The organism is Stygiolobus azoricus (assembly GCF_009729035.1).
GTDB lineage: Archaea > Thermoproteota > Thermoprotei_A > Sulfolobales > Sulfolobaceae > Stygiolobus > Stygiolobus azoricus.
Genome location: NZ_CP045483.1, coordinates 761,771 through 788,248, shown reverse-complemented (window position 1 = coordinate 788,248; position 26,478 = coordinate 761,771). Strand labels below are relative to the sequence as shown.

Here is a 26,478-nt window from a genome sequence, read left to right as displayed (position 1 = left end):
AAAACATTAGATGGATCTGAAGGAAGTATAGTGTATTCAACTTCAAAAATGATCTCACCCCTTGGGAAGCTTTAAGTTAATTCCTTTAACCGGGATCTTAAGCTCTTCAAATAAGGCTTTAACTTGATCGGCATAGGTTGGATCCCCTTTCACTAGTTTTAACTTTAATTTTCTATAATTGAATTCAGAAACTATATTACCGTCTTTATACACAGTGACCTTTCCTCTTACCTTATTTTTTAGATTTTTTAAGAAAACTAAATGTATGAAAATTCCCTTATCTGGTATTATAACTAGCGTTTTATCTCCTATCTTGTAAGTGGGAGGAACTTTACCCTTTACCTTAGCGGTTTTATATTCTACTAGTTTACCGTTCTCCAAGGTGTAAAGTAAACTCCTTATTGCATGCTTACCGGTCTTACTCTTACTATTTTCTAAGTATACCTCCACTTTTCACAAACCTCGCTGACTCTGTTATACCTTCAGGAGTTAATTTATCTTCTAAATAAGCATCTATAAGGATTTCGTTTTTAAACAAGAATTTTAGGAGACCCTTCCTTAAAGATAACCCACTTTTCCTATATAACGAAAGAATTTTATGTTGTAACATAATACTGTCCTCTAAGCTTTTCAAAGCGGAGTCTAATCTCTCTTCAAACTTATTAAAATCGTACGATACTACCTCATAAGCCTTTATTGCAGAAATAGCAGAGGGTCTTATTCCCTCACCGCTCAGAGGAAAGACTAACCCTCTAGCTTCACCTATTCTTCCAACCTTATTACGGACTGGGGAAATGGAAATAGGAGCACCTCTTATGTCTAACAATTCGAAATTACCGTATCTCTCTTTCATATACTTAAGTAAGAGCTCCTTTGAGTTCTTATACTCTATGAAACCAGCTCCTATGTTAAGTAACCCTTCTTCAGCTGGGAATATCCAATAAAAACCCGTGTATTTAGTATCAAACTCGAAAATAGCTTCATCAGTAAATTTATCAGTCTTTATAATAGCCCTTGTCGTATACACTACATCCCTATCCATATCGTATGGACCCTTAGAGTCTATTACTAGATCAAAGTCCTCTTTTCTAAATTCACTTACGTGATTAAAACCTAAATTTTTACGCATGTCATTAATCCATTTCCATTTGTCTATTACTAACCACTTCGTATGCCTATATTCTACGTCGTAAACCCTCTCCCCATCTATATAAAAAGCGAACCTCTTAATCTCGAACTTGACTTCCCAAGGATACGGGGGAGAAAAAACGTTAGGGACTATATCTCCACAAGGTTTAACATACTTGTTTATTACATCGAATAACTTTACCTCATGATTTGTCTTAGCCTTTAACAAGTAACCTAGTAATGATCCTGATACTCCACCACCAATAATTGCAATCTTCATTTCCAACAATTTTTAACCTCATACCTTATAAAATAGTGGTAAAATAGGTGAAACAATGCTAACACAGGAGGAGATTAATAAAAAGATGGAAGAATGGCCTAAGCATTATGATCCTAAGTCGATTGAGCTAAAGTGGCAAAAAATCTGGTTAAGCCAAGAGTTTTGGGAGAAAGTCTTCAGGTTTAAGGACGAGGATACTCAATCGCCCACATTCGTTATAGATACTCCTCCGCCTTTCACGAGCGGAGAACTTCACATGGGTCACGCATATTGGGTTTCCATTGCTGATACCATAGCGAGATTTAAGAGACTCCAAGGATATAACGTGCTTTTACCTCAGGGATGGGACACACAAGGGTTACCTACCGAGCTGAAAGTCCAGTACAAGCTCGGTATTCCTAAGGATAACAGGGAACTGTTCCTCAAAAAATGCATTGAGTGGACAGAGGATATGATTAAGAGAATGAAAGAAGCTATGATTAGACTTGGCTACAGACCAGAGTGGGAAAGATTTGAGTACAGAACTTACGAAGAAAAGTATAGAAGAGTAATACAGAAAAGCTTACTGCAGATGTTTGAGAACGGACTAATAGAAATGAAGGAGGGACCAGTATACTGGTGTCCTAAGTGTGAGACTGCGTTAGCTCAAAGTGAAGTAGGATACCTTGAGAAAGAAGGAATACTAGCTTATATTAGATTCCCTCTCAAGGATGGTGGAGATATAATAATAGCAACAACCAGACCTGAATTATTGGGAGCAACACAAGCTGTAGCAGTACATCCGGAAGACGAACGATACAAGAACTTGATAGGAAAAACGGTTATAGTTCCCGTGTTTAATAAAGAGGTAAAAATAATTGCCGATAAGTCTGTGGAAAAAGAATTCGGCACTGGTGCAGTAATGATAAGCACTTACGGAGACCCTCAAGACATAAAGTGGCAATTAATGTACAACTTACCTGTAACAGAACTGCTGGACGAGAAAGGCAGAATGAAAAACACTAACGGGTTGTTGGACGGTTTGAAAGTCACTGAAGCCAGAAAGAAGATGGTGGAAATACTAAAACAACAAGGTTACTTAGTGAAAGTAGAGAATATTAAGCACAACGTTTTGTCTCACACTGAGAGAAGTGACTGTCTATCTCCCATAGAGTTCCTTACAAAAAAACAAATATACATAAAGACCCTGCCGTTTAAATCACAATTGCTAGAAGAATATAAAAAAATGAAATTCATCCCTTCCAGAATGTCCCATTATCTCGAAGACTGGATCAATAGCTTGGAATGGGATTGGAATATAAGCAGACAAAGAGTATATGGGACACCATTGCCGTTCTGGTATTGCGATAGCGGACATTTAGTCCCCGCTAAAGAAGAACAACTACCTGTAGATCCTACGAAAGCGTCTCCTCCTGTGGATAAATGTCCTAAATGCGGTCTTACTTTAAAGCCAGTGACCGATGTAGCTGATGTATGGATCGATTCCAGCGTTACAGTGATTTACCTAACTGGTTTTTACACCGACAAAAATAGATTTTCAAGGACTTTCCCTGCATCATTAAGATTACAAGGGACGGATATCATAAGAACGTGGTTATTTTACACTTTCTTCAGAACTCTAATGCTAACCGGTAATATACCTTTTAAAGAGGTACTAATTAACGGACAAGTATTGGGACCTGACGGAACTAGAATGAGTAAAAGCAAAGGAAACGTGGTTAACCCACTAGATAGGGTAGACGAATTTGGTGCCGATGCGATAAGGCTTACATTATTGGATGCAAGAATAGGAGACGACTTCCCATTCAAATGGGAAACCGTAAAGGCGAAGAAGCTACTACTTCAAAAGTTGTGGAACGCTGGAAGGCTTTCGTATCCCTTTATAGGGAAGAAGAAGTTCGAAAAACCTATAACCTTAAATGTTATCGACAAGTGGATCTTAGCTGAACACAAGAGATTTATAGAAAAAGCCATTAGTGCTTACGATAATTACGACTTTTACACAGTTTTGGAGTCTTTGTACTCGTACTTCTGGGAGACAATAGCTGATGAGTATCTAGAACTCATCAAACACAGACTATTCGAGGAAGATCAGTCAGCACTTTACACCTTGCAAAGAATATTCAGGGATCTTTTAGTAATATTACACCCGCTAGCACCCCACATAACAGAAGAGATGTACAGTAGACTTTTTGGAGATAAGATGAGTATCTTGTTGGAGAGAATTCCTGATGTAAGTGACATTAAAGAAGACCCCGAAATTCTGAAGTTGGGAGAGTACATAAAGAAAGCTACTTCAGCAATAAGAACATTGAAAATACAGAATCAATTATCCATTATATCTATAATTAATATTAAATTAGTAGGTCCTAAAGAGTTCATTGAGAAAATAAAAACTGTAGAAAATGATATAAAGAAAACACTGAAAATCGAGAGTATAGAGTATCAAGAGGGCGACGAGATTAAGGCTGAATTATTATCAATAGTGAAAAAATAAAATTAATAAGAATTTTTCGACGTGCTTTTCAAACCCTCCTTTACTTGTTTTGAAGAACTGAACTGGAGGTGAAAACAGAAAGTAAATATTATTTAATCATAGATGGTCAGCCCATGGGAGTTTTGCTCACCGTTCACTCGTTACTCTTTCATCAACCCTGTTACGAATTCATTAATCTTTCTGACTCCTTCTCTTATATCATTTTCGTCTACAGCGAAACTCAGTCTCAGAAAGTTCCTTCCAACCTCTAGCGGGAAGACCTCTCCCGGTATAGTAGTTACTCCAGCTTCTTCTATCATTTTTAACGAGAAGTCTTTAACCTGCATTTTCGTCTTAGCTAGTATGTCTCCTACATACGGAAACATGTAGAATGCCCCTTGACTCTTATAAACCCTTATCCATTTATTTTTCTTCAGTTCTTCATACATTACATCCCTTCTTCTTCTGAATAATGAAATCATATCCTTTACATCATCCAATGAATCAAAAGCAGCTAATGCCCCTTTCTGGGCAAAACTAGTCGGACATGTATATATATTAGCTGCGAGCTCTGCCATTTTTTTCACGACTTTATCTTTAGCTACTATATAACCGAGCCTCCAACCAGTCATAGAAAACGTCTTACTGAAACCGTTAACATAAATTACGTAATCACGCCAACTTGGATCTTCTAAGACACTTCTCATTTTTCCATCGTAAACAAAATAATCATAAATCTCGTCCGATAACAAGATCACTTTCCTCTCCTTTGCTATTTCCATTACTTTCTCTATTTCTCTCGGATCAAACACCATTCCAGTAGGATTATGAGGATTATTAAGAACTATCATCTTAGTCTTAGGTGTTATCTTCTCTTGTAGCTCATTAACATTGAGTGAGAAACCGTTCTCTTCAGTCCACCTCATCTTGATGTAAACAGGTTTACCGCCTAACATCTTTACTACTTCCGCATAGGAGTAGAAAGACGGGTCGAAAATTATAACTTCGTCACCAGGATTAACGTAAAGAAGAAAAGCAAGATATAATGCCGTTTTTGCACCAGGCGTAACTATTACTTCCTCCTTCTTTATTGGTCTCTCGCTAGGATACCTCGAATTTAAATGTGATGCGATCTTTTCGCGTAATTCATCTATACCGTAGGCTGAGGTATACCCGGTAAAGCCCTCATCGAGTGCCTTTATTGCTGCATTTCTTATTTTTCTAAACGTAGGTAAATCAGGTTGCCCTATTCCGAAGTTTATTACTCTTATACCTTTCTCCTTCTGTACTCTCCTTGAAGCTTCTTGATAAACTAACGTTGATTCACCGGTTATACTTGTTGACGCAGTAGAAAAATTATCTACTGACATAAATTATACACCTAAATTAATTCCTTTATTTTATTCGGATCTTGCATTAATGTAGTCCCTATTAAAAATGCGTCAGCTCCCGCATTTTTAAGACGATGAATATCGTCTCTAGTCCTTATCCCACTTTCAGCAATTTTTATCCTATCTGAAGGGATAAGTTTAAGTAACCTTTCAGCCTTTTCCAAACTTAAGTCAAGAGAGGAAAGATCTCTAGAGTTTACGCCTATTATATCAAAATTATTCCTTAAAGCTATTTCTACCTCTTCCTCATTTGTTACCTCCACAATAACGTCTAACTTATAACTCTTTGCGTATTTGTACAAACTAATTAACTCCCTCTCCGTGAGAATCCTTACTATCAATAAAACAGCGTCAGCACCTAAACTATAGGCAGTATTTATTTGTTTCTCAGTTACTACAAAATCTTTCATTAAAACTGGGACACTAACGTTTTCGGCAACTCTTTCAAGGTCTGTATAACTGCCTCCGAAAAATTTCTCCTCGGTTAAAACAGATATACCGGCAACATCATTAGCCTCCATAAATTTTACATACTCTATTATATCACTATTCACGTTAAGCCCAGAGGGAGATTTCCTTTTAAACTCAGCAATAATGGGGTTTTTGCCCTCACTTTTCTTTACCATAATATTCCTTTTGAGCGAATAAATAGGCCTCTGTCTAGTTTTGTATACTTCAGGTCTTTGTTGGGAAAATCTTATAACATCCGCTAACCAGCCTTGTAAAAATCTAGGCATCTGATCAGACTTTATTAATGAAATTATAAAGTATTCTCTTACCTAACGGTGTGCCCACACTTTCAGGATGAAATTGAACCCCATATATTCTATATTCGACATGATGAACCCCCATTATTTCGTTATCTTCTAAGGAATAAGCGTCAATAATTAACGGCTCCTTTACATCATCAATAACTAAACTGTGATATCTAGTAGCCTCGAATTGCTTAGGGATTCCGTCATAAATAATAGCAGACGAATTATGAACTATTTTACTTATTTTACCGTGAAACACCTTTTTAGCCCTTCTTATCTTAGCCCCGAAAGCATAGCCTATAGCTTGATGACCTAAACAAATACCAAAAATCGGAATTCTTTTTCCCAGTTGCTTTATTACGTCTATTACTATACCTATATCCTCCTTCTTATCAGGTGAACCCGGACCCGGAGAGATGATGATCCTATCAGGGTTTATTCTCTCTACCCCCCTCACTGTAATTTCATCATTTCTTATCACTATCGGAATAGTTCCTAATTCTCCTACTATTTGTGCTATATTATAAACGAAACTGTCATAATTATCTATTATAAGTGTAATATCTGTCATTTTTCCACCCCCATAGCCACTTTCAAAGCCCTCATTTTATGTTCAGTCTCATAATATTCCATTTCTGGGATTGAATCGTAAACTATACCAGCTCCTGCCTGAATCCTAAACAAATCTTTATTTACGAAAGCACTCCTTATCGTTATAGCAAACTCGGAGTCTCCATTTGCTGAGAAGAATCCCACACCTCCAGCATAGGGACCTCTCTTATACGGTTCCAACATCTCTATAATATTCATAGCCATAGGCTTAGGAGCTCCGCTTACCGTCCCCGCGGGGAAGGTAGCTTTCAGCACGTCAAAGGAAGTGTTGTTCCTCTTCAATGTTCCGACTACCTTACTAACTATATGCTGAACATGACTGTATTTTTCTACATACATTAATTCCGGTACTTTCACGGAACCCATGTAACATACTTTACCTATGTCATTCCTAGCTAAGTCTACAAGCATTAAGTGCTCTGCCCTCTCTTTCTCCGAAGCCAACATTTCCCTCTCCAACTCTAAGTCCTCTTCTACGGTCTTCCCTCTAGGCCTAGAACCCGCTATAGGATAAGTTTCAACGATACCATCTTGGACACTGAATAATGTTTCGGGACTTGAACCAATTATCTCCCTATCAAAGAACTTTAGGTAAAACATATAAGGTGAAGGATTAATTTTCCTTAACGTATTGTAAAAGTGTATTACATCACCCTTAAATGTATACCTATAAAATCTAGAAATTACTACCTGAAAAGCATAGCCTCGTTTTATATAATCTAATATGTCTGAAACACTATCTTCAAATTCCGTTTTCCCTAAAGATTCATCATAGAGATCGAACTTTACTTGTCCTGAATCCGAACAACCATCTTTAAGCTGGAGTTCACCTTCTACGTAAACCTTCCCTTCAACATGGTCATACAAGATTACATTTTCGGGTATGAAGAACTCAGCGTATGGCCAATCCTCGGCTTCTGGTTTCAGATCCTTTATCGTTTCCCAATACCTTATTGCGTCATAACTGACATACCCTATCATACCCCCCTTAAATTTTCCAGGAAAATTCAACAATGGGGCTTTTTTCATAAACTCACCTAAAACCTCCACGGGATCATAAAATGAGGTCGATATATCTCCCTCGCTAGAGTCTTTGTTTAACTTAAGATAGCCTTTCCTCCCCCAAGCAATTATACTAAACCTCGCTTTATGCTGAGGACCAGAACCGCTTTCAAGTAATGCGGCAATGTTCTCTCCTTGTTTAATACACTTAAAAACTTCGTTAGGTTGTGCGAAAGCAGTTATCGGATAGACGTCCATTCTCTCACCTCTTTTATAATTAAGGACATTTTACTCGGGTCTTTCTTTCCCTTGTATAATTCAATCCCACTGGAGATATCAATCCAGTAAGGGTTTAGTGAGAGGAAATCCCTAACATTTTCGGGCTTTATACCTCCTCCTATACCGACCTTAGAGTACTCATTAATCCATTTTTTAGCAACATACAAATCGACCTTGTTTTCATTATCTTTATCTAATAGAACCATGTAATTTGAAGATGAGACCACTTTTCTAAAGTACGTTTCGAATTTACCAGATGCAGGTACGTATAAAATGATATTCCTTCTGAAGGAATTTAAATACTGTAATTCTTCGTCAGTTAAAACCCTATGTATTTGTATAAAATCCGCCTCTTTCCCTTCTTCTAGTATTTTACCTAGTTCTCCTTTAACCTTTACCGTTACTACGGGTTTAGTAACATACCTTTTCACTATTTTTACAAACTCATTTTTTACATACCTAGGACTTACTGTATCACTTACTACACCTATGAAGTCTGCACCTAATTTTTCAGCTAGTATAGCGTCTTCAACACTAGATATACCGCAGAACTTAACCCTTATCAGCTTCCTTCACCAAAGCCTCAAATTTTTGAGGATTTCCGTTTAACTCCATTATCTTTCTTATGTGCTCTACAGAACTGCTCATGAGTTGCTCAGCGTACTCATATCCGTCTTTAAAATCGTTAACTTTCCCTAATAGTTTAAGGCCAACACTAACGTTAATTCCTATGAAAATTCTGACATTTTTATCCCGTCCCAACAATCCCCTAGTGATCTTAAGAGCTGAATCGTGAGCATTTTCGACTCTTAATTTATCTATCGAGACCGGTTCTTTAATGCCGAAATCCGTATAGTTTACCTTATACTTTTCTATACTATGACCTTTCACTTCATATATCAGAGTATCTCCTTGGGGACTTACTTCATCAATTCCAGGATCTCCATGATACAAAAATACTCTCTCGTAATTAAGATATTGAACAGCTTCTGCTATTCTATCAATGTATTTTGTAGAAAATATGCCAATCATCTGGTACTTAGCTGAAGCGGGATTGGTAAGCGGACCTAAGATATTAAATATTGTACGTATCCCGAGATTCTTCCTTACATTAGCAACGTTCTTCATCGCAGGATGATAGAGTTGGGCAAATAAAAAGACAAAATTACACTTTCTCAAAAGCTCAATAGCTTTATCTTTACTGACAGATATGTTATATCCCAGTTCTTCCAAGACGTCAGCACTTCCCGACTTACTGCTCACCAATCTATTACCGTGTTTTGCAACAGGAAAAATCTGACTAAGTACGAGAGCTGCAGCTGTACTAACGTTTAAGGTGTTTAACCCGTCCCCCCCAGTACCAGCTGTGTCCAAACTATCGGGAAAGTCTATTTTTATTGAATTACTTCTCATAGCCCTTGCAAACCCTCTAATCTCTTCTGCCGATTCTCCCTTAGACGCTAAAGCTACCAGAATTCCCGAACTCTGAATCTCATTTATCTCTCCCCTCATTATACCGTTAGCTATTTCCTCAGCTTCTTTTTCTGAAAGATCCTTTTTCTCATAAACGAGTTTTTTCAAGTACTCAACTGTATTCATCTAAAATCCCCCTGATTTTTTTAACTAGTTCTAGTGCACTATTGATTCCGTTCTTCTCAATTTCTTCGATGAAAGCAGTACCAATAGCTACCCCGTCAGCCCCCGCGAATAATGCTTTTCTGAGGTCGTTAAGATCGTTAAGTCCAAACCCTACAACTAACTTATTTTGAACTAAATTCCTAACACGTATAATCAGGGAGTCAACACTTACGGGAATAATCACTCCAGTAGTGGGTCTTACACCGTAATAAAGAAATATATCGGAAATCTTTGACGCCTCTTGTATGAGAGTATCGGGGACTGATGGAGCTGTAAATAACACAGCCTTTAACCCATGTTTCTTAATTATATTAACATATGACAAATAATCGTCTACGAAATCAATCAATAGATCTGGAAATAGTATCCCATCTATCCCTATTTCTCTCAATTTACCAAGAAATTGATCCAATTGATTTATATAATCTTCTAAATACGTTAATATGATAATAGGTACTGAAACCCTTTTTCTGACCTCCGCTAAGACTGAATAGTAGTCCTTAAGCCATTCAGTAACTACTTTGTAACTTTTTCTAATCACGGGACCATCGTATTTAGCGTACTTTGGTGGTACGCCTATCTCCAATATATCTGTCCCCAATGATACACTTTTTTCTACAAACTCATAGAACGAGTCCAAATTTGGATATCCTAATGTCATATACGTTACTAACATTCTCTTCATTTCTTGCTCCCTATTCTCTTTCTTATAGATTCATAATTACCAAGATCCAATAACCCGTGACCACTGAAGTTTACAACAATTACCTTTTTCTCGTTTTTCTTCTTCGCCTCTAATGCCTCATCGATCACAGCTCTCAATGCATGGGAGGTCTCTGGGGCAGGTACAATACCTTGAGTTTTCATTACTAGTTGAGCAGCCTCAAATATGTCCTCCTCTCCGTATTCCCTCCACTCTATGATCTTTTCTCTCACTAATAGGCTAAGAGACGGAGCAACACCGTGATATCTTAACCCTCCTGCATATATCGAGGGAGGAACATAATCCTTGCCTAGGGTTATCATCTTAACCAGAGGTAATAAACCTGCGGAATCAGGAAAGTCATACTCATACTTACCAGTGCTAAACTTCGGTACTTCCGCTGCGCCTACCGCAATATACTTCTTTCCTTTCTTAGCACCTATAAAGGGATAAACAAATCCTCCGAAGTTACTTCCTCCACCTACACATCCTATTAGTACGTCCGGTTCCTCGCCTAGCTCTTCTAATTGGGCTATAGCCTCCATACCGATTACTGACTGGTGTAGAAGTACTACATCTAAAACACTTCCTACTAGGTATCTGTAGCCGTATGTTAGTGCATATTCTATAGCTTCACTCATTGCTATACCTAGAGACCCTGGGTGATTCGGATTTTCCTTAAGAACTTTCCTTCCAAATTCAGTTAAGTCCGTGGGACTTGGATAAACATTTCCACCATAGAGTTCCATTATCGTCTTTCTCATTGGTTTCTGTTCATAACTAACTTTCACCATGAAAATAGTGGATTCCATATTATACATCGAAGCAGCTAGTGCGACCGCCGTCCCCCACTGTCCAGCACCCGTCTCTGTTACTACATGCTCTACTCCTTCTTTATACGCAAAATATGCTTGAGGTATAGCTGTGTTTATCTTATGAGACCCCGTAGGGGTTGCACCCTCGTATTTAAAGTAGATCTTTGCAGGAGTACCTAAATATTCTTCTAACCTCTTCGCTCTAATTAGGGGTGTAGGCCTACCTATAGCCGCGTATCTATCCCTCACTTCCTCAGGGATCTTTATAAATCTCTCTATAGTGAACTGTTGCCTTAATACTTCTTTGGGCAATATTTTCTTAAGGAGCTCAATCCTTGAAAATTCAGCATCTGGAGGGTCTCTTGGAGGAGGTAAAGGTTTGGGTAGGTCTGGAACTATATTGTACCAGTACTTTGGAATCAAATCCGTGTTTACCATTGGTGCAACAAAAACACCTTATACAATAAAAGCTTACCACATTTAAAAATTTTAATAGGTATCAAACGTGTCGAACTCACCTTTATACTCATCAAACCTTACGTCCACATTCTCTACCTTTGCAAGAGGAGGTCCTCGTCTTATCTGGTCTAAGAGTTTCTGAAGAGCTTCTTCGTGACCCTCTCCTACTATCTCTACACTTCCGTCTGGCAGATTTTTAGCATAACCTTTTACCCCCAGTCTTACCGCGTGAATTTGAACAAAACGCCGAAAACCAACCCCCTGAACTATGCCGTACACCCTTACATACATTCTTTTTAACATGAATCTCAACCTCAGTGTCGCTCCACTTCTTCACCTATCCGATTTCTCCTTATCATCACAATATATTTTAATCCATCTCCTCTCATTTTAAAATCAATGATTAAAGTAGCAATAGCTGGACTAGGAAATTGTGCCTCAATGCTTATACAAGGAATAGAATATTATAAACAGAAAGGAGAGGGTTATTACGAGGGGTTAATCACACCACTAATAGGAGGATATAAAGTAACCGACATAGAGATAGTTGCAGCATTCGACATATCAAAAAACAAAATAGGAAAGGATATAAGTGAAGCTATCTTCGAGAAACCTAATATAACCCCTAAAATTGTCGAAATGCCCAAAAAAGGCGTAAAAGTTTCTAAAGGACCCATATTTGACGGAGTAGCTCCTCATATGATTGACGTTTTTAACCCCGTAATGGACGGAAAGATAGAGGATGTAGTACAAGAACTCAAGAATAGTAAAGCCGAGATCCTTGTAAATATGTTACCGGTAGGTAGTGAGATAGCAAGCAGAACTTATGCTAGGGCTGCTTTAGAGGCAGGAGTAGCCTTCATTAACGCGATTCCCGTTTTTATAGCAAGCGATCCTACCGGAGAATTTCCCAGACTGTTTAAAGAAAGGGGACTTCCTATAGCTGGTGATGATGTTAAGGGTCAAATAGGTGCTACAATCCTTCACAGAACACTCACATCTTTGTTCAGACTCAGGGGAGTTAAGGTAGACGAGACCTACCAGCTTAATGTAGGAGGAAACACAGACTTCCTAAACATGAAAACAGAAGAAAGGTTATATTCTAAAAGGGTTAGCAAAACCAAAGCTGTAACAAGCACTTTAGAGAACGATTATCTAGAGAAAGAAGGTAAAATCAGGATTGGTCCGTCAGACTATATTCCTTTCTTAGGAAATACTAAAGTAGCCTATATTTACGTTAAGGGCTCTGGCTTTGCTGGGATGCCAATAAAAATAGAGGCTTCATTAGAAGTCGACGATAAATCTAACTGCGCTGCGGTGTTAGTAGACGTGATAAGGGGTGTTAAAGTAGCGTTGGATAGGAAGATAAGCGGACCTCTAATTGAATTATCAGCATTTTACTTCAAACATCCGCCTGTCCAGGCGAAAGATGATGAAGAAGCTTACAGATGGTTTAAGAGATTTTTGGAAATGTGAAATTTGTGAAGAAAATTCACAACTTTTTGTTTGCAAAATTTGTAGGAGAAAAGTATGTTTAGAAGATTTTGTAATCACTCAAGGCATATGTAAAGTATGTGAAATGAGCCTCTGCCAAATTTGTAGAAGGAACTTGTCAATAGGAAAGTGCGAGAATTGCGGAAGAATAATATGCCAATCATGTACAGAATATTTTGACGGAGCTAGAAGATATTGCAAAGAGTGTTGGGACTCGATATTAAACCAGAAGGGGAAAAGGGAAATCTATTTAAAATGATCTAAAGGATAAAAATCATTCTTTATCTTCATGATTATTATTTCTTAGTCCTTGAAGCAGTATTTTTTGCTCTACAGAGGCTACCCAACGCCTGGTAGTGATCACAGCGTCTGGGTTAACGCTTATACTATCTATCCCTTCCTTTACGAGGAATTCTACAACTTCGGGATATACACTAGGTGCCTGACCACATATTGAAACTGTCTTACCATACTTATGGGCAGTCCTTATTAACCTCCTTATAGACTCGAGCACTGCTGGATCTCTTTCATCATAATATCCCATTCTCGCAAGTAGGTCTGAGTCTCTATCTACTCCCAGCGTGAGTTGTGCAAGGTCATTACTACCAATACTGAATCCGTCGACTATCTTAGAGAATTCATCTGCTAGAACAACTACTGATGGAACCTCAGCCATAATCCAAACTTTGAAATCAGAACTTCTCCTAAGCCCCTCTTCCTCCATAATTTTAATTGCTTTATTAAGCTCCCATGTAGTTCTGACAAACGGGAACATGACCCAAACGTTACTCAATCCCATTTCCTCTCTAACCTTTAGAATTGCCTTTACCTCTAACCTGAACGCTGGCTCGTATTGCTTACTGATGTAACGTGATACTCCTCTCCAACCTATCATTGGGTTTCTCTCGTCTGGCTCAAATTCGGTTCCGCCTTGCAAGCTCTTATACTCATTGGACTTGAAATCAGAGAACCTTACTACTACTGGTCTAGGATAAATTGCTGAAGCGACCATTGATATTCCTTCAGCAAGTTTGTTCACAAACTCCTCAGGTTTACCTATCTTTATTAAGTAAAGCGGATGATACTTAATCCACTCACTGACTATGAACTCAATCCTCATTAATCCTATACCGTCAAACGGAAGATCTAAATACTTGTTTATTACATCAGGCTGTCCTAAGTTCATATAGATTTTAGTGGCAGTTACTGGATATAGGCTTAATAGTACTTCACGTGAGATTCCTGAAACAGAAGCTTGAGGAGTAACAGTTTGAGCAGAAGACTTTCCTCCCTCCTCTTGAACCACTTTACCTTCATAAATAATTCCTCTAGTTGCGTCAACAGTTATTTCTTGCCCGTCTTGTATGACTTTAGTAGCGTTACCAGTTCCTACTACAGCGGGAATACCTAACTCTCTGGAGACTATTGCTGCATGACTAGTCCTTCCGCCTTCATCAGTAACTATTGCAGATGCCATCTTCATGATAGGAACCCAATCAGGGTCTGTCATCTTAGTAACTAATATCTCACCTTGTTGGAAGTTCTTTGCATCTTTAAGATCAAGTAGAACTCTTGCTTTACCTACAGCAATGCCTGGGCTAGCCGGTATTCCTTTAGTGAGTATTCTACCAGAACCGCTTGACTTCTTTTCTTTCTGCTCTTCTTTACCTTTATTACTCCAATAGGTCTCTGGCCTAGCTTGAACTATAAACACATTATCAGGAAACTTCAGGTCTGAATCAATTGCCCATTCTATATCCATCGGTCTCCCATAGTGCTCCTCAATCTTTAATGCAAGTTTGGCCAACTCTATCGCTTCTTCGTCGTTTATGGACATCGTATCGGCTTCCTCACCGGTTAGTTGCACTGTCTTATTCTTACGGGCGACCGGATCGTAAATTATCTTAGAGGTTTTATGGGAAAGTCTCCTCTCAACTATCTTTAGACTGGACTTCTCAATTACGACTTCATCAGGAGTAACTTTTCCTCCTACTACAGATTCTCCGAGTCCCCAACTGGACTCAATAACAATATAGTTCCTATCACCAGTGGAAGGATGTAAAGTAAACATTACACCTGCAGACCTGGAATTAACCATTTTTTGTACTACTACAGCCATAGATATATTTAATTGATCAATATTCTTTGCTTTTCTATATGATATTGCTCTTGCTGTATATAAACTTGCCCATACTTTTTTTACAGCTTCTATCAGTTCTGAACGTGAAACATTTAAATATGTGTCTTGTTGTCCTGCAAAACTAGCCTCCGCTATGTCTTCAGCAGTAGCTGATGACCTAACTGCAACTAAGACTTCTTTCCCCACCATCTTAGACAATGAGTCATAACCCTTGTATATTGATTCCTCTAAGTCCTTAGGCACTGATGCTGACAAGATCAAAGACCTAATCTTTTCACTTGCACTCTCCTCATCTGACTCTTTTTCCAATACTTCTTTAATCTTTTCCTTTAAGTTATTATATTCTATAAAGTACTTATATGCATTTGACGTTATCACAAAGCCAGGTGGTACCCTTATACCAAAAGCAATTAATTCACCTAAATTAGCCCCCTTACCTCCGGCTACAGAAAGCATGTCTTTCCTTATGGATTTAAGATCGAGGATAAGGTCTCCTTCAATAACGGAAGAAGTCACAATATTCCCCATTAAAATATTTACTTATACATTAAAAAATGTTATTGACCCTTGAAAAAATCTCAATATCAATTTAATTTTTCATTTGTGGTCTTCATTGGATTTCTGTGCTACAGATGTAACAAATGATGGTAGAGATGGGAACTTCTCCTTCATCCTCTGCTCAGCAACCATAGTGGCTTCCTCAAGAATCTTTCTCGCCTCAGGCGATGTTGAAGTGAAGTCAACTCCAGTACCGCTGAACTCTCCAGCTTCTATTACAATCTCTTGTAATCCCTCTTCTAGATCGGCAAGCTCAACAGAAAGTTCTGGCATTACTCCTTTCATAGCATACCTTAATTCCCTTATTACACCAACAACCGGTACCAGTGAATTAAATACGTCACCCAACTCGGTTACGGTCTCTAGCCTTAACTGCACTTGCTCCAGAGCTATTTGCGTAGCTAGCAACTGCTTTGTGATCTTCCTTATTTCAGCTATCTCGTTAGCATACATTGCAGCCCTCATATTATCTTTAGACATCTGAGCTTCTACTACTTTCTCAAATAACGACCTATCCCTTTCCTGAAGTTTCGATATGTAAACATCTAGTCTGCTAATTGTAGTCTTAAGCCTATAATCAGCCATTACAAGCTTGTAACGTAATGGTTGTTGAGGCTTGAATGCGGTTTTTAACTTTTCAGCTAACGTGGGTTCTTGTTTGCCGTTCCAGTTCTTTATGAAATCGTTTACACCAGCCATTTTTCTCAAATTAAGTCTAGTTATACTCAGCTGTTTAAATACTCGGACTTATAATACCTCAATTGTATTAAATAAACCAATGAACGTTTTTTCGGTTAAGAAAGACGCAAACAAAATAATCATACTAAACACTACACCTAAAAAAGTATTACTAAGGCTCATTCTAGTGACCTATGAAGTATCTACCCTTACGTATGACCAAGAAAGAGTACCTAAAATGCTTCATGACGAAATTTTTATAAATAAAGAACTTAAAGAGAACGAAAAAGTTGAAATTAACGCAACTATAGATAATGTAAAGAAAGTCAGCATTGTATATAAGGATCTGGAAAATGAAGTCACTTTGAGAGAAGATCATGAGCTTTAACTATTTTGCTCAGTAAAGTACTCATTCTTTTAACTACTTCTTCGTCATCCTTCACTTCTTCAGGCCACCCTCTCCCTACCTCTTCTTTAAACTTCCTCGTTGCATCAATACCAATTTTACTTCCTAGAGGTGGGTTAGGTACTGTGTGGTCTAGAGAATCCGTAATTACATTATCAATTAATAGTACATCTCTCTTAGGGTCTACAGTAGAAGCTATAGCGTACATCACTTGATTAATATCATGAACGTTTACGTCTTCATCTACAATAATAATCATTTTAAGTAAACTCAGTTGCCCGGTTCCCCATAGAGCCATCATAGCCCTTTTACCTTGACCTGGATACATTTTCTTTATAGAAAATATGCCTATGCCTGTGTATAAACCGTATTCTGGTAAGTTCATATCAACCAGTTCAGGCACTATTAATCTCAAGAAGGGTAAAAACAATCTTTCAACAGCCTTTCCGATCCACGCATCTTCTAAAGGTGGTTTACCCACAGAAGTAGCGTGAAATATGGGATTCTCTCTTAAGTAAACCTTTTCTAATTTAAATGTGGGAAAATAATCCGGAGGGGTGTAGTAACCCAAATGATCTCCGAAAGGTCCCTCTAATCTCATATCGTCTAGATCAACATAACCCTCAATAACGGATTCTGCATTAGAAGGAACTAAAATACCATTATCTAGTTCATGAACCTCAACTCCCTCACCTCTAACAATCCCGGCGAATAAATACTTGTCCAAACCTGGAGGTACGGGTGAAGATGCTATAAACGCAATAGCTGGGTCTACACCGTTAACTATAGCAATAGGAACTTTCCTAATTCCCAGCCTCTTATACTTCTGAGCTGCAATATTTCCCCTCTTTAGAACTTGCCAGTGAACTATTGCTTCCTTTTCGTTAACTATTTGAACTCTGTAAACACTCAAATTAGTTACTTCACTTTCTGGGTCTTTTGTTATAACTATTGAAAATGTAAAATATTTTCCCCCATCCTTAGGCCATGTTTTTAAGGCTGGGAATGACAAAAGATTAGCCCTACTTTCTTCCTCAAAAACAGGCTTCTTACTTTTAGGTAAAATTTTCCCAAACTTAGAAAACTCTGCAAGACTCTTTATTTTCTCAATTAAAGTTATAGGCATATTTCCCATAAAATTCTCTATAAAGTTCTTGCTTATTTCTTCTAACTTATCTGTTCCAAAGATGTCATAAAACGAATTAATAGAATAGAACATATTAGTTATTACCTTCCAATCAGGATACCCTTTAACTCGCTTAAACAAAAGTGTAGGCAACCTCCTATATGTGGCTTGCCTCGAAATATAAGCGATCTCAAGGTCTGGCGAAATTTCGTCATCTATTTCTATAATTTTCCCTTTTTGACGTAGAAAATGAATATACTCTCTAAGATCCTTAAAAGCCATAATTACTCATATTTTTGATGTAAGATAAAGCTTATAATTTAGTGTAATAAAGAGCTTTACCGTACAGTGGTGAGTTATTGTTGGAAACATTAATGGCTATTTAAAATGTTTAGACTGCGGGGAAGAGTACCCTATAAAGCAAGACCTTATAACTTGCCCTAAATGTGGAGGACTACTAGAAATAGTAGTAGAGCCTCCTAAGTCCTTTTCGTTCTCCTCACTTAAAGGTAAAGGAGTGTGGAGATATAAGGAATTAATAGCAGGGGAATATAAGAAAATAGTTACACTGAATGAAGGAAATACGCCCCTGATAAAGTCAACGAATTATGAAAATGCTTACTTCAAGTTTGAAGGAGCTAATCCTACTGGGAGTTTTAAGGACAGGGGAATGACGGTAGCAATAAGCTCTGCACTCTCATTAGGATACAAAGTTGTCGTAGCAGCTTCAACAGGGAATACCGCAGCCTCAGCTGCAGCCTATGCAAGTAGAGCAGGTCTCAAAAGTTATATTGTCCTTCCTAGGGGTAAAGTAGCTCTAGGAAAATTAGCCCAATCTATTCTGTACGGAGCAACAATACTTGAGATAGACGGAAGTTTTGATATAGCAATGTCTAGTGTTATGAGGCTATACAGAGAATTAAAGATAGTTTATCCTCTAAATTCCTTTAACCCGTGGAGATTGGAAGGACAAAAGACTATAGCATTTGAAATTTACGAGGATATTGGAGTTCCTGATAACGTAATTGTCCCAGTAGGAAATGCAGGGAACATTTACGCAATATGGAAGGGATTCAACGAATTAAAGAACGCAGGGATAATTGACAAGACACCGAGAATGATAGGAGTCCAGGCTGAAGGTGCTTCACCAATAGCAAAAGCCCTTGAAAAAGGGCTGGACAAACCAGAGTTCGTAGACACACCAGAGACTGTTGCTACTGCAATAAGAATAGGAAAACCGGTTAATTGGAAGAAAGCTATAAAAGCGATAAAAAGCTCTAATGGCTTCGCTATTTCAGTATCCGATAATGAGATCCTTGACGCGCAAAGACAATTAGCTAGAAGAGAGGGAGTAGGAGCAGAACCAGCATCTGCAGCAGCTTACGCAGGCTTTCTGAAACTTATTAACGAAAAAAGACTTGATGCAAAGGATAAAACAGTTATGATCTTGACGGGACATGCGCTTAAAGACCCTGACGCTATGACTAAATCTGAAGCTAAGCGTATTCTAGTCAACCCCGAACATATAGACAAAGTTGTTTTAGGTGAATTATAAAATGAGAGTGCTAAAAGTAGGTGGTTCAATACAAAAAGATGAAAAAGATTACGAATTAATACTAGAAAAAATAAGAAACTATTCGAGTGACTCATCTTTTAATAAGAACATAGTGGTAACATCAGCGATTAAGAACGTTACAAACCTACTCCTAGAAGCAATAAATCAGACGGACAAATCAGTGGACATCATAAGCGATATCTATGATAGACATATAAGACTCCTATCAAAACTTGTGGACGGAATAGAATTTGAAAGAGCATTTAAGGATCTTTCCAAACTTGCGGACGAGCTTTACAAAGTAGCATGGTCAATAAGAGTATTAGACGAAGTCACGCCGAAAATAAGAGACTACATACTATCTTTCGGAGAGAGACTCGCTGTTATTGTCCTCTCGGCATACCTTAATAGTAATAAACTAAACGTTGGATATTTGCCAGAGCCACCTTTGATAACAGATGAGAATTTCGGTGAGGCTAACGTATTATTACCAGAGTCTATAGATTATTTAACTAAAAAACTTGAGGAAATAAACAAACCAATTACGGTTGTACCGGGCTTCATAGGCATTAGCAAATCACATAAGTTCACTACGATAGGAAGAGGAGGAAGCGACTATACCGCAACCCTCATAGGAAAACTCCTTAATGCTAAAGAGGTGAGGCTAATTACTGAAGTACCTGGAATAATGACAGCGGACCCCAAAAAGATCAACAGCGCCATAACTATTCCAAGACTCTCCCTTGAAGAAGCAATCGAACTTTCACAACTAGGAGCTAAGAGATTACATCCTAGAACCTTTGACCCTATATTTGGATCAAATATGAAAGTAATTATAGAAGGACTTTACGAAGAAGGAGATACTGTGATAGAAGGGTTATGTACACCTAATGATTTATTAAAAGGAATTACTATGAACGATAACTTAAAGCTTGTCACCATTGAAAGTACTAGAATCGTAGGAAAGATCGGTTCCGCTGCTACAATAACTACTGAAGTTAAAAACGCTAACGTAAATATAGTTGCGATTTCACAACCAGCATCAGAAACTGTAATTCAATTAGTAATAAACAATGAAGATAGCGAAAGGCTGATGAAGAGATTAAATCAGTTAGACACTTTAATAAAAGAAGTGGAAGTAGAAGACGTAGGCGCGATAAGTATCGTAGGATGCGGATTAAGAAACAAAGAGATCTCATCCAAAGTACTCACAAGGGCTTCTGCATTTAATCCACTCTTTATATCTAGAGGGTTGAAAGGAGTCAGTATAACATTTATATCAAATAAGAGAGAATCAGAGCAACTCGCTAAAGACCTACACGAGGTGGTTTTAGAATGGTCGACAAAATAAAAGTATCCTTACTCGGCTCAACCGGAATGGTAGGCCAAAAAATGGTAAAATTACTTTCTAAACACCCTTATCTGGAACTAGTTAAGGTTAGTGCTTCTCCCTCAAAAATAGGTAAAAAGTATAAGGACTCAGTCAAGTGGATTGAGCCAGGTGATATACCGGAAAATGTCAAGGACTTACCCATAGTATCGACAAATTATGAGGACCACAAAGATGTCGACATAGTACTCTCAGCCCTACCTAATGAGTTAGCAGAGAGTATAGAACTAGAGTTAGTAAAAAACGGGAAAATTGTTGTTTCTAATGCAAGTCCTTTTAGAATGGATCCAGACGTACCTTTAATTAACCCCGAGGTAAATTGGGAGCACCTAGAACTTTTAAAGGTACAGCAAAAGAAAAAAGGATGGAAAGGACTACTTGTTAAAAACCCTAATTGTACCGCAGCTATAATGTCCATGCCCATAAAACCCTTGCTTGATATAGCAGAGAAATCAAAAATATTAATCACTACACTCCAGGCTGTAAGCGGGGCTGGTTATAACGGAATTTCCTTCATGGCAATAGAGGGGAACATAATACCTTACATTAAAGGGGAAGAGGACAAAATTGCAAAAGAACTCACAAAACTTAACGGAAAATTTGAAGGACAGCAAATAATCCCAGCTAGGTTAGACACTTCAGTAACGTCAATTAGAGTCCCCACTAGAGTAGGTCACATGGGAGTAATAAATATAATAACTAACGAGAAAGTGAACATAGAGGAGATAAAACAGCGGTTTAGAAACTTTAAGTCTTTACCTCAAATTAAGAACTTATCCACAGCACCTAAATCACCAATAATAGTTAGAGATGAAGAAGACAGACCTCAGCCCATGCTAGACGTATCTGCAGAAAACGGAATGGCCATCACTGTAGGGAGAATAAGACACGAAAATAATGTATTAAGACTAATAGTTCTAGGTGATAACCTAGTGAGAGGGGCTGCCGGAATAACGATACTGACAGTGGAGGTCATGAAGGAGCTAGGATATATATGATTAAGATAGACCTCCACGTTCACACTTTTTATAGCGATGGAAAATACTCCCCAGAAGTTATGGTAAAATACTCACTAAAAGTAGGTCTTAACGGAATAGCCATAACAGACCATGATACGTCAGAAGCATATAGAAGAGTTAAAGAATATCCTGTAATTCCTGGACAAGAAGTCACTACACAATTCGGACATGTAGTTATTCTCTGTAATTTTCCTCCTGATCCTCCTATAAAAATTGAGGAACTGGTAGACTATAGTAAAGAAAACAACTGCATCATTTTTCCGTCCCATCCCTTCGATATCTTTAGGGCAGGAATAGGAGAAAAAGTATATAACTACAAATTCGACGCTATAGAAGTTTTTAACTCCAAGGCCCCTAGGTCAGCAAATGAAAAAGCGTTAAAAATATCTAAAGAATTGAACATGCCGGGAGTAGCTAACAGTGATTCACACGTAAAAGAAGCCTTAGGTTCTGCATATAACGAGTTAGAGATATCGGAGTTCAACGTAGACGAGATCTTAGAGGAGATAAGAAAAGGCAAGATAAACCCGGTAGGAGTAGGATTGACCGTAAAAGCTAAGTTAAAGATTGTAGAATGGAGTATATTGAGGAAACTCAAAATTGCGAAAAATTCCCGCGGAGTTATGTATCAGATGTAAGGGATACAAATACTTATGCGGACTTCCTTCTTGCCCTATAATGGATAGGTTTAGATCTGTAACACTGGCAATAAGTAAAATTCACAACTCAGAAGTCATAGAGGGATCCACTCCCCCTAGTATAATAATCGGAGAAAGAGGGTATCCTAAAGTCTCGTTACTTTACAACATACCCCCCGGCGTTCAAGGTGAAAGTGCTAAAGATTATGAAGACCCGAGAGGCTGGTGGGGAAAGAAAAGTCTAAACGAGATTTTGTCATTGAGAAGTCAAATGATATCTTCTATACTTAAAAAAATAGACATTACAAATCCTTACAGACTTTACGAAAAAGAGATTTCATTAGCTGGAGTCTCGTACAAGCCCGTTGATTCAAACGCAGTAAGCGATAAGAAAGACATTGAGCCAAAACTGAGATTCGATGGTATTTTTATACCCAGAGGACCATCAGTAGAAGTTAATGATATCAGAGTGCAAGATAATCCTAAACTTTCCCCTCAATTCGAAAAATTGATCTTTGATGACGTCAAGGCGGAATCTGCTATTCTAGAACTTTATCGAAACGGAGAAGATTACTACAGGATAATTACTGGACTATCGCTAGGACTTTTCGGACTGAAGAAGAACAGGAAATTAGTCCCTACAAGATGGAGTATAACAGCCGTCGACCAAGCAATAGGTAAGTTCCTATTATCTCAAGTCAAACAATACCCCGAAATCAACGAAATCGAAGTATACTACTCATCGTACCTAGGCAATTACTTCCACGTGATCCTCTTCCCCTCAAAATATAGGAGTGTCTGGGTAGAAATATGGCACCCCTTATCACTCTGGACCAGAGAGCTCATAGTTAGCGACTTAAGTGAAAACTTCTGGGGAGAGTACGATTTCCTCGACGGAGGTTATATGGCTTCCAGACTGGCAGTTCTCGAGAAACTTTATGAAAGAAAGAGACAAGCAGGTGTGATCATCATCAGGGAGATAACTTCTGAATATTACGCCCCTGTAGGTAACTGGCATATAAGAGAGACAACTAGACGCGCATTGGAAGAAAAGAAGATTGGGACTTTTAACAACCTGAGAGAGGCGATCAAATTCGTGAACTCGAGGCTAAAAGCGGAGAACCAAATCATGTTAGAGGAAGTAAGGAGTATCAAAAAACTCCTTACTCAGACTACTATCGACTTATTTTTAGATAAGAAGTGACAGTACAGACATGGCAGTATAAAGTCTATTCTCTGCTTGATCCCATACTACTGACTGTGGTCCGTCTATCACTTCAGCATCTACTTCCTCTCCCCTAACCGCGGGCAAGCAATGAAGGAATATTGCCTCCTTACTCGCATACCTCATCAAGTCTTTCGTCACCTTGTAGCTACTCAGTCTTTTCTTCTTTTCCTCAGCTATTTTCTCTTGACCCATACTGACCCATACATCGGTATACACAACCTTGCTCCCCCTAACCGCCTCATAAGGATCTTCATAAAATTCTATTATTGCACCGCTTTGCTCAGCTTCTTCTTCAATCCTCTTCCATATGTCCTGCCTAGGCCTATATTCTTTCGGAGTTGCAACTCTTAACTCAAGACCCATTTTAGCTACAAATGACATAAGGCTGATCAAAACATTATCCCCTCCGTCTCCCACAAAAGCCACAGTCTCGTACTTACCGAACTTCTCTTTTATAGTCATGTAATCAGTCAACGCCTGGAGGGGGTGAGATAAGTCGCTTAGTAAATTAATTACAGGTTTCTTAGAATACTCGGCCAAGATCAGGAGGTTTTTATGGTCGAGGACTCTCGCACCTATACCGTTCACGTACCTTCCGAGAACTCTTGCAGTATCCTCTACCGGTTCACCACGGCTGAGTTGAAGTTCTCCCTTACTTAAGACTATACTTACACCTCCCAAAAGCCTCACAGCGAGTTCCGTGCTAACTCTAGTCCTAGTGCTGGGCTTTTCGAAGATCAAGGCAACACTTTTTCCCTCAAGGACTTTAGGAATATTACTAGTATAAACGTAGTTCTTCATCATGAACGATACTTCCATCATTTTTTCTATTTCTTGTTTTGAAAAATCCAAGAGACAAAGGAGGCTTTTTCCTCTCAACATATTTTTATGTTATCTATGCCATTTATAAATGTGGAATTCGTAACATTACTAGAGCAAATTGTAACCCCTAAAAAGGGGAATAAACCTAATTTTGATGAAGCTCACGTACTCCTCGCCCTAGAAATTATAAGGAAGGAACAGCCAATAGGAAGACACTTATTAATGAGAAAGTTGGGTCTCAGCGAAGCCAGTACCAGGACGTTAATTAAAAGGTTAAGGGAGTTAGAGCTAGTGAACATAGATAAGGTAGCAGGAATAATCTTGTCCGAAAAAGGTAAAAACGTCCTGAAATACTTTGCAGAAAAAGCTACAGTACTCGAAAAAATGGAATTAAGGACAATAAATTGGAATGCAGGATGTGTAATTATGAGGAACTTGTCTCACTTAGTCGATAAGATCGGGATACTACAGCTCAGGGACCTAATAATTAAGTCGGGGGCTTCTAAAACACTGATCGGAACAATAACCGAAGAATGTAACATTGAACTACCTCCTAAAACCTTTGAAGAAAGTGATGAGGTGAAGAAATTAAAAGAGGAGATAAAAGAAAAATTGAAGGGATCTATACAACCTCACGACTTAGTAATATTCTTTGAGCCTAGTAGTAATTACTTAGCTTATAAAATAATTCTAACCCTATATTACCTGAATGAAAAAAACGATATGCCTACTGGTTAACCCTGTAGCCGGAAGCGGAGGAAGAATAGGAAATAAGGGCAGTGATAATTTACAAATTTACAACACAGAAACACCATCTCGAATTTTAAGGTTTTTAAATACAGCCCCTAAAAACGCTAACTATATTGTTGCCCCACGTGAAATGGGAGAAAACTACTTTAAGGGAAGCGAAGTTAAATACGAAGTAGCTAAAATTAACATCAATACACCCACATCAAGAGAGGATACAATCAAAGCCGTAACTTACTTCATAGAGACTAACCGATGTGATATAATAGTTTTTGCAGGTGGTGATGGTACAGCACGGGATGTCTTCAGTGTAGTAAAGGATAAGTTACCTATTCTAGGAATTCCCACAGGTGTAAAAATGCACAGCGGTGTTTTTACTACAAACCCTGAGTCGGCAGGAGTTCTTTTACGACACTTCGTTGAGGACAAGACTGAAGAAATTTTAACTGAAATTCTTGATATAGATGAAGAAGCCTATAGAGAAGGTAAATATGTCGTTAAGCTATATGGTTACGCTAAGACAGTAAATTACTCCAACTTATTAACACCTAATAAAGAGGAGGTCATGAGCGACAAGGAGGAATTAGATGAAATAGCCCAATATGTGATTGATACTTACCTGACATCGTCGAACAAAGTCTTCGTAGTAGGCCCGGGAAGTACGACAAAAACAATATTGAAAAAGCTTGGAATAGAAAGTAATTTCCTCTGTACCGACGTTATAAAAAATCGTCAACTTGTAAAGAGTTGTGTAAAGTACGAAGATTTACTAGGTTTAACTGGGGAGTTAAAACTTATCCTCACTCCCATTGGTAAACAAGGCTTTCTCATCGGGAGGGGAAATCAAGAAATAGGACCCGAATTCCTCAGGAAATTACTGAAAGTATCTCAAGGGGCCAATGGGAAAGACAACATAATTATCGTATCTACAAAGAGTAAGTTGAACACTTTCGACTGTCTTAGGATAGATACTGGTGACCCAGAGCTAGACGTTTTAATGAGAGGAGTATACAAGATAATAGTTGGTTACGGAGAATTTGTAGCGATGAAAACTTGTGATATTACTGATTAACAAAAAGCATGGAATTACCTAGGCTGAAACTTTCCACTATTATTAATTTTAGTTTGGCAAATAAGAT

At 38.2% G+C, this 26,478-nt stretch carries 25 protein-coding genes; 10 read left to right on the top strand and 15 right to left on the bottom strand.

Going from position 1 to position 26,478, the window contains the following annotated elements; all coding sequences use genetic code 11:
* Positions 1–54 precede the first annotated feature (54 nt).
* Positions 55–450 (bottom strand): hypothetical protein, encoded by a 396-nt coding sequence (locus D1868_RS04595; protein WP_156006004.1) that lies wholly within the window; start codon positions 448–450, stop codon positions 55–57.
* Positions 428–1,408: a geranylgeranyl reductase family protein gene (locus tag D1868_RS04590; RefSeq protein WP_156006002.1), complete on the bottom strand. Its 981-nt coding sequence runs from the start codon at positions 1,406–1,408 to the stop codon at positions 428–430. The genes D1868_RS04595 and D1868_RS04590 overlap by 23 nt, the downstream gene beginning before the upstream one ends.
* A 55-nt stretch (positions 1,409–1,463) precedes the next feature.
* Here D1868_RS04590 and D1868_RS04585 point away from each other — a divergent pair, with 55 nt between their 5' ends.
* Positions 1,464–3,905, top strand: coding sequence for a valine--tRNA ligase (locus D1868_RS04585; RefSeq protein ID WP_156006000.1), 2,442 nt, complete (start codon positions 1,464–1,466; stop codon positions 3,903–3,905).
* 140 nt (positions 3,906–4,045) lie between these two features.
* Here the strand turns inward: D1868_RS04585 and D1868_RS04580 are convergent, their stop codons facing one another.
* The 9 genes from D1868_RS04580 to D1868_RS04540 are packed head-to-tail and all read right to left on the bottom strand — an operon-like array spanning position 4,046 to position 11,841.
* Positions 4,046–5,254 carry a pyridoxal phosphate-dependent aminotransferase gene (locus D1868_RS04580; protein WP_156005998.1) on the bottom strand — a complete coding sequence of 403 codons (1,209 nt, stop codon included), beginning with the start codon at positions 5,252–5,254 and terminating at the stop codon, positions 4,046–4,048.
* Positions 5,255–5,265: 11 nt separating this feature from the next.
* Positions 5,266–6,012 carry an indole-3-glycerol phosphate synthase TrpC gene (gene trpC / locus D1868_RS04575; protein ID WP_156005996.1) on the bottom strand — a complete coding sequence of 249 codons (747 nt, stop codon included), beginning with the start codon at positions 6,010–6,012 and terminating at the stop codon, positions 5,266–5,268.
* Between the two features lie 4 nt (positions 6,013–6,016).
* Entirely contained in the window at positions 6,017–6,601 is a 585-nt protein-coding gene (locus tag D1868_RS04570) for an anthranilate synthase component II (RefSeq protein ID WP_156005994.1), read from the bottom strand.
* Positions 6,598–7,902, bottom strand: a complete 1,305-nt coding sequence (locus D1868_RS04565; RefSeq protein ID WP_156005992.1) for an anthranilate synthase component I — start codon at positions 7,900–7,902, stop codon at positions 6,598–6,600. Before D1868_RS04565 ends, D1868_RS04570 begins: the two co-directional genes overlap by 4 nt.
* A complete protein-coding gene (locus D1868_RS04560) occupies positions 7,884–8,489 on the bottom strand; it encodes a phosphoribosylanthranilate isomerase (protein ID WP_156005990.1) in 606 nt (201 codons plus the stop codon). The genes D1868_RS04565 and D1868_RS04560 overlap by 19 nt, the downstream gene beginning before the upstream one ends.
* The gene (gene trpD, locus D1868_RS04555; protein WP_156005989.1) at positions 8,476–9,522 is read right to left on the bottom strand and encodes an anthranilate phosphoribosyltransferase; all 1,047 of its coding nucleotides are present in this window, start codon (positions 9,520–9,522) and stop codon (positions 8,476–8,478) included. Before trpD ends, D1868_RS04560 begins: the two co-directional genes overlap by 14 nt.
* Positions 9,509–10,246, bottom strand: a complete 738-nt coding sequence (gene trpA, locus D1868_RS04550) for a tryptophan synthase subunit alpha (protein WP_156005988.1) — start codon at positions 10,244–10,246, stop codon at positions 9,509–9,511. Before trpA ends, trpD begins: the two co-directional genes overlap by 14 nt.
* On the bottom strand, positions 10,243–11,517 hold the full coding sequence (locus D1868_RS04545; protein ID WP_156005986.1) for a TrpB-like pyridoxal phosphate-dependent enzyme: 1,275 nt from the start codon (positions 11,515–11,517) through the stop codon (positions 10,243–10,245). The genes trpA and D1868_RS04545 overlap by 4 nt, the downstream gene beginning before the upstream one ends.
* A gap of 51 nt (positions 11,518–11,568) precedes the next feature.
* Entirely contained in the window at positions 11,569–11,841 is a 273-nt protein-coding gene (locus D1868_RS04540) for an acylphosphatase (protein WP_156005984.1), read from the bottom strand.
* Between the two features lie 96 nt (positions 11,842–11,937).
* Here D1868_RS04540 and D1868_RS04535 point away from each other — a divergent pair, with 96 nt between their 5' ends.
* Complete coding sequence (locus tag D1868_RS04535; protein WP_156005982.1) at positions 11,938–13,014, top strand: inositol-3-phosphate synthase; 1,077 nt, start codon at positions 11,938–11,940, stop codon at positions 13,012–13,014.
* Between the two features lie 292 nt (positions 13,015–13,306).
* Here the strand turns inward: D1868_RS04535 and ppsA are convergent, their stop codons facing one another.
* Both ppsA and cdvB1/B2 read right to left on the bottom strand, forming a co-directional pair.
* Entirely contained in the window at positions 13,307–15,700 is a 2,394-nt protein-coding gene (ppsA, locus tag D1868_RS04530; RefSeq protein WP_156005980.1) for a pyruvate, water dikinase, read from the bottom strand.
* 69 nt (positions 15,701–15,769) lie between these two features.
* Positions 15,770–16,429, bottom strand: a complete 660-nt coding sequence (gene cdvB1/B2, locus D1868_RS04525) for a cell division protein CdvB1/B2 (RefSeq protein ID WP_156007953.1) — start codon at positions 16,427–16,429, stop codon at positions 15,770–15,772.
* Positions 16,430–16,508: 79 nt separating this feature from the next.
* Here cdvB1/B2 and D1868_RS04520 point away from each other — a divergent pair, with 79 nt between their 5' ends.
* Positions 16,509–16,796, top strand: a complete 288-nt coding sequence (locus D1868_RS04520) for a hypothetical protein (RefSeq protein ID WP_156005978.1) — start codon at positions 16,509–16,511, stop codon at positions 16,794–16,796.
* Here the strand turns inward: D1868_RS04520 and D1868_RS04515 are convergent.
* On the bottom strand, positions 16,768–18,222 hold the full coding sequence (locus D1868_RS04515; RefSeq protein WP_156005976.1) for a UbiD family decarboxylase: 1,455 nt from the start codon (positions 18,220–18,222) through the stop codon (positions 16,768–16,770). The genes D1868_RS04520 and D1868_RS04515 overlap by 29 nt on opposite strands.
* A gap of 88 nt (positions 18,223–18,310) precedes the next feature.
* Here D1868_RS04515 and thrC point away from each other — a divergent pair, with 88 nt between their 5' ends.
* From thrC to D1868_RS04490, 5 genes are read left to right on the top strand one after another with little or no spacing between them, the layout of a single operon-like run.
* Positions 18,311–19,495 (top strand): threonine synthase, encoded by a 1,185-nt coding sequence (gene thrC / locus D1868_RS04510; RefSeq protein ID WP_156005974.1) that lies wholly within the window; start codon positions 18,311–18,313, stop codon positions 19,493–19,495.
* Position 19,496: 1 nt separating this feature from the next.
* Entirely contained in the window at positions 19,497–20,846 is a 1,350-nt protein-coding gene (locus D1868_RS04505; RefSeq protein ID WP_156005972.1) for an aspartate kinase, read from the top strand.
* The gene (asd, locus tag D1868_RS04500) at positions 20,831–21,883 is read left to right on the top strand and encodes an aspartate-semialdehyde dehydrogenase (RefSeq protein ID WP_156005970.1); all 1,053 of its coding nucleotides are present in this window, start codon (positions 20,831–20,833) and stop codon (positions 21,881–21,883) included. Before D1868_RS04505 ends, asd begins: the two co-directional genes overlap by 16 nt.
* Positions 21,883–22,542, top strand: coding sequence for a CehA/McbA family metallohydrolase (locus D1868_RS04495; RefSeq protein WP_156007952.1), 660 nt, complete (start codon positions 21,883–21,885; stop codon positions 22,540–22,542). The genes asd and D1868_RS04495 overlap by 1 nt, the downstream gene beginning before the upstream one ends.
* Positions 22,505–23,746, top strand: coding sequence for an Nre family DNA repair protein (locus D1868_RS04490; protein WP_156005968.1), 1,242 nt, complete (start codon positions 22,505–22,507; stop codon positions 23,744–23,746). The genes D1868_RS04495 and D1868_RS04490 overlap by 38 nt, the downstream gene beginning before the upstream one ends.
* On the opposite strand, the gene argF is transcribed toward D1868_RS04490, so the two are convergent.
* Positions 23,732–24,652 (bottom strand): ornithine carbamoyltransferase, encoded by a 921-nt coding sequence (argF, locus tag D1868_RS04485; RefSeq protein WP_156005966.1) that lies wholly within the window; start codon positions 24,650–24,652, stop codon positions 23,732–23,734. The two genes, D1868_RS04490 and argF, sit on opposite strands and share 15 nt — an antisense overlap.
* 15 nt (positions 24,653–24,667) lie before the next feature.
* On the opposite strand from argF, the gene D1868_RS04480 reads away from it, so the two are divergent.
* Positions 24,668–25,330 carry a DUF4443 domain-containing protein gene (locus tag D1868_RS04480; RefSeq protein WP_231112465.1) on the top strand — a complete coding sequence of 221 codons (663 nt, stop codon included), beginning with the start codon at positions 24,668–24,670 and terminating at the stop codon, positions 25,328–25,330.
* Positions 25,302–26,411: an ATP-NAD kinase family protein gene (locus D1868_RS04475; protein WP_156005964.1), complete on the top strand. Its 1,110-nt coding sequence runs from the start codon at positions 25,302–25,304 to the stop codon at positions 26,409–26,411. Before D1868_RS04480 ends, D1868_RS04475 begins: the two co-directional genes overlap by 29 nt.
* Positions 26,412–26,478: the final 67 nt, after the last annotated feature.

Bases quoted from the DNA above. Each gene is read 5' to 3' on its own strand.
- D1868_RS04590 (WP_156006002.1), bottom strand. From the start codon at position 1,408: ATGAAGATTGCAATTATTGGTGGTGGAGTATCAGGATCATTACTAGGT.
- D1868_RS04585 (WP_156006000.1), top strand. From the start codon at position 1,464: ATGCTAACACAGGAGGAGATTAATAAAAAGATGGAAGAATGGCCTAAG.
- D1868_RS04580 (WP_156005998.1), bottom strand. From the start codon at position 5,254: ATGTCAGTAGATAATTTTTCTACTGCGTCAACAAGTATAACCGGTGAA.
- trpC (WP_156005996.1), bottom strand. From the start codon at position 6,012: ATGCCTAGATTTTTACAAGGCTGGTTAGCGGATGTTATAAGATTTTCC.
- D1868_RS04570 (WP_156005994.1), bottom strand. From the start codon at position 6,601: ATGACAGATATTACACTTATAATAGATAATTATGACAGTTTCGTTTAT.
- D1868_RS04565 (WP_156005992.1), bottom strand. From the start codon at position 7,902: ATGGACGTCTATCCGATAACTGCTTTCGCACAACCTAACGAAGTTTTT.
- trpD (WP_156005989.1), bottom strand. From the start codon at position 9,522: ATGAATACAGTTGAGTACTTGAAAAAACTCGTTTATGAGAAAAAGGAT.
- trpA (WP_156005988.1), bottom strand. From the start codon at position 10,246: ATGAAGAGAATGTTAGTAACGTATATGACATTAGGATATCCAAATTTG.
- D1868_RS04545 (WP_156005986.1), bottom strand. From the start codon at position 11,517: ATGGTAAACACGGATTTGATTCCAAAGTACTGGTACAATATAGTTCCA.
- D1868_RS04540 (WP_156005984.1), bottom strand. From the start codon at position 11,841: ATGTTAAAAAGAATGTATGTAAGGGTGTACGGCATAGTTCAGGGGGTT.
- D1868_RS04535 (WP_156005982.1), top strand. From the start codon at position 11,938: ATGATTAAAGTAGCAATAGCTGGACTAGGAAATTGTGCCTCAATGCTT.
- ppsA (WP_156005980.1), bottom strand. From the start codon at position 15,700: ATGGGGAATATTGTGACTTCTTCCGTTATTGAAGGAGACCTTATCCTC.
- cdvB1/B2 (WP_156007953.1), bottom strand. From the start codon at position 16,429: ATGGCTGGTGTAAACGATTTCATAAAGAACTGGAACGGCAAACAAGAA.
- D1868_RS04520 (WP_156005978.1), top strand. From the start codon at position 16,509: ATGAACGTTTTTTCGGTTAAGAAAGACGCAAACAAAATAATCATACTA.
- D1868_RS04515 (WP_156005976.1), bottom strand. From the start codon at position 18,222: ATGGCTTTTAAGGATCTTAGAGAGTATATTCATTTTCTACGTCAAAAA.
- D1868_RS04505 (WP_156005972.1), top strand. From the start codon at position 19,497: ATGAGAGTGCTAAAAGTAGGTGGTTCAATACAAAAAGATGAAAAAGAT.
- asd (WP_156005970.1), top strand. From the start codon at position 20,831: ATGGTCGACAAAATAAAAGTATCCTTACTCGGCTCAACCGGAATGGTA.
- argF (WP_156005966.1), bottom strand. From the start codon at position 24,652: ATGTTGAGAGGAAAAAGCCTCCTTTGTCTCTTGGATTTTTCAAAACAA.
- D1868_RS04480 (WP_231112465.1), top strand. From the start codon at position 24,668: ATGCCATTTATAAATGTGGAATTCGTAACATTACTAGAGCAAATTGTA.
- D1868_RS04475 (WP_156005964.1), top strand. From the start codon at position 25,302: ATGAAAAAAACGATATGCCTACTGGTTAACCCTGTAGCCGGAAGCGGA.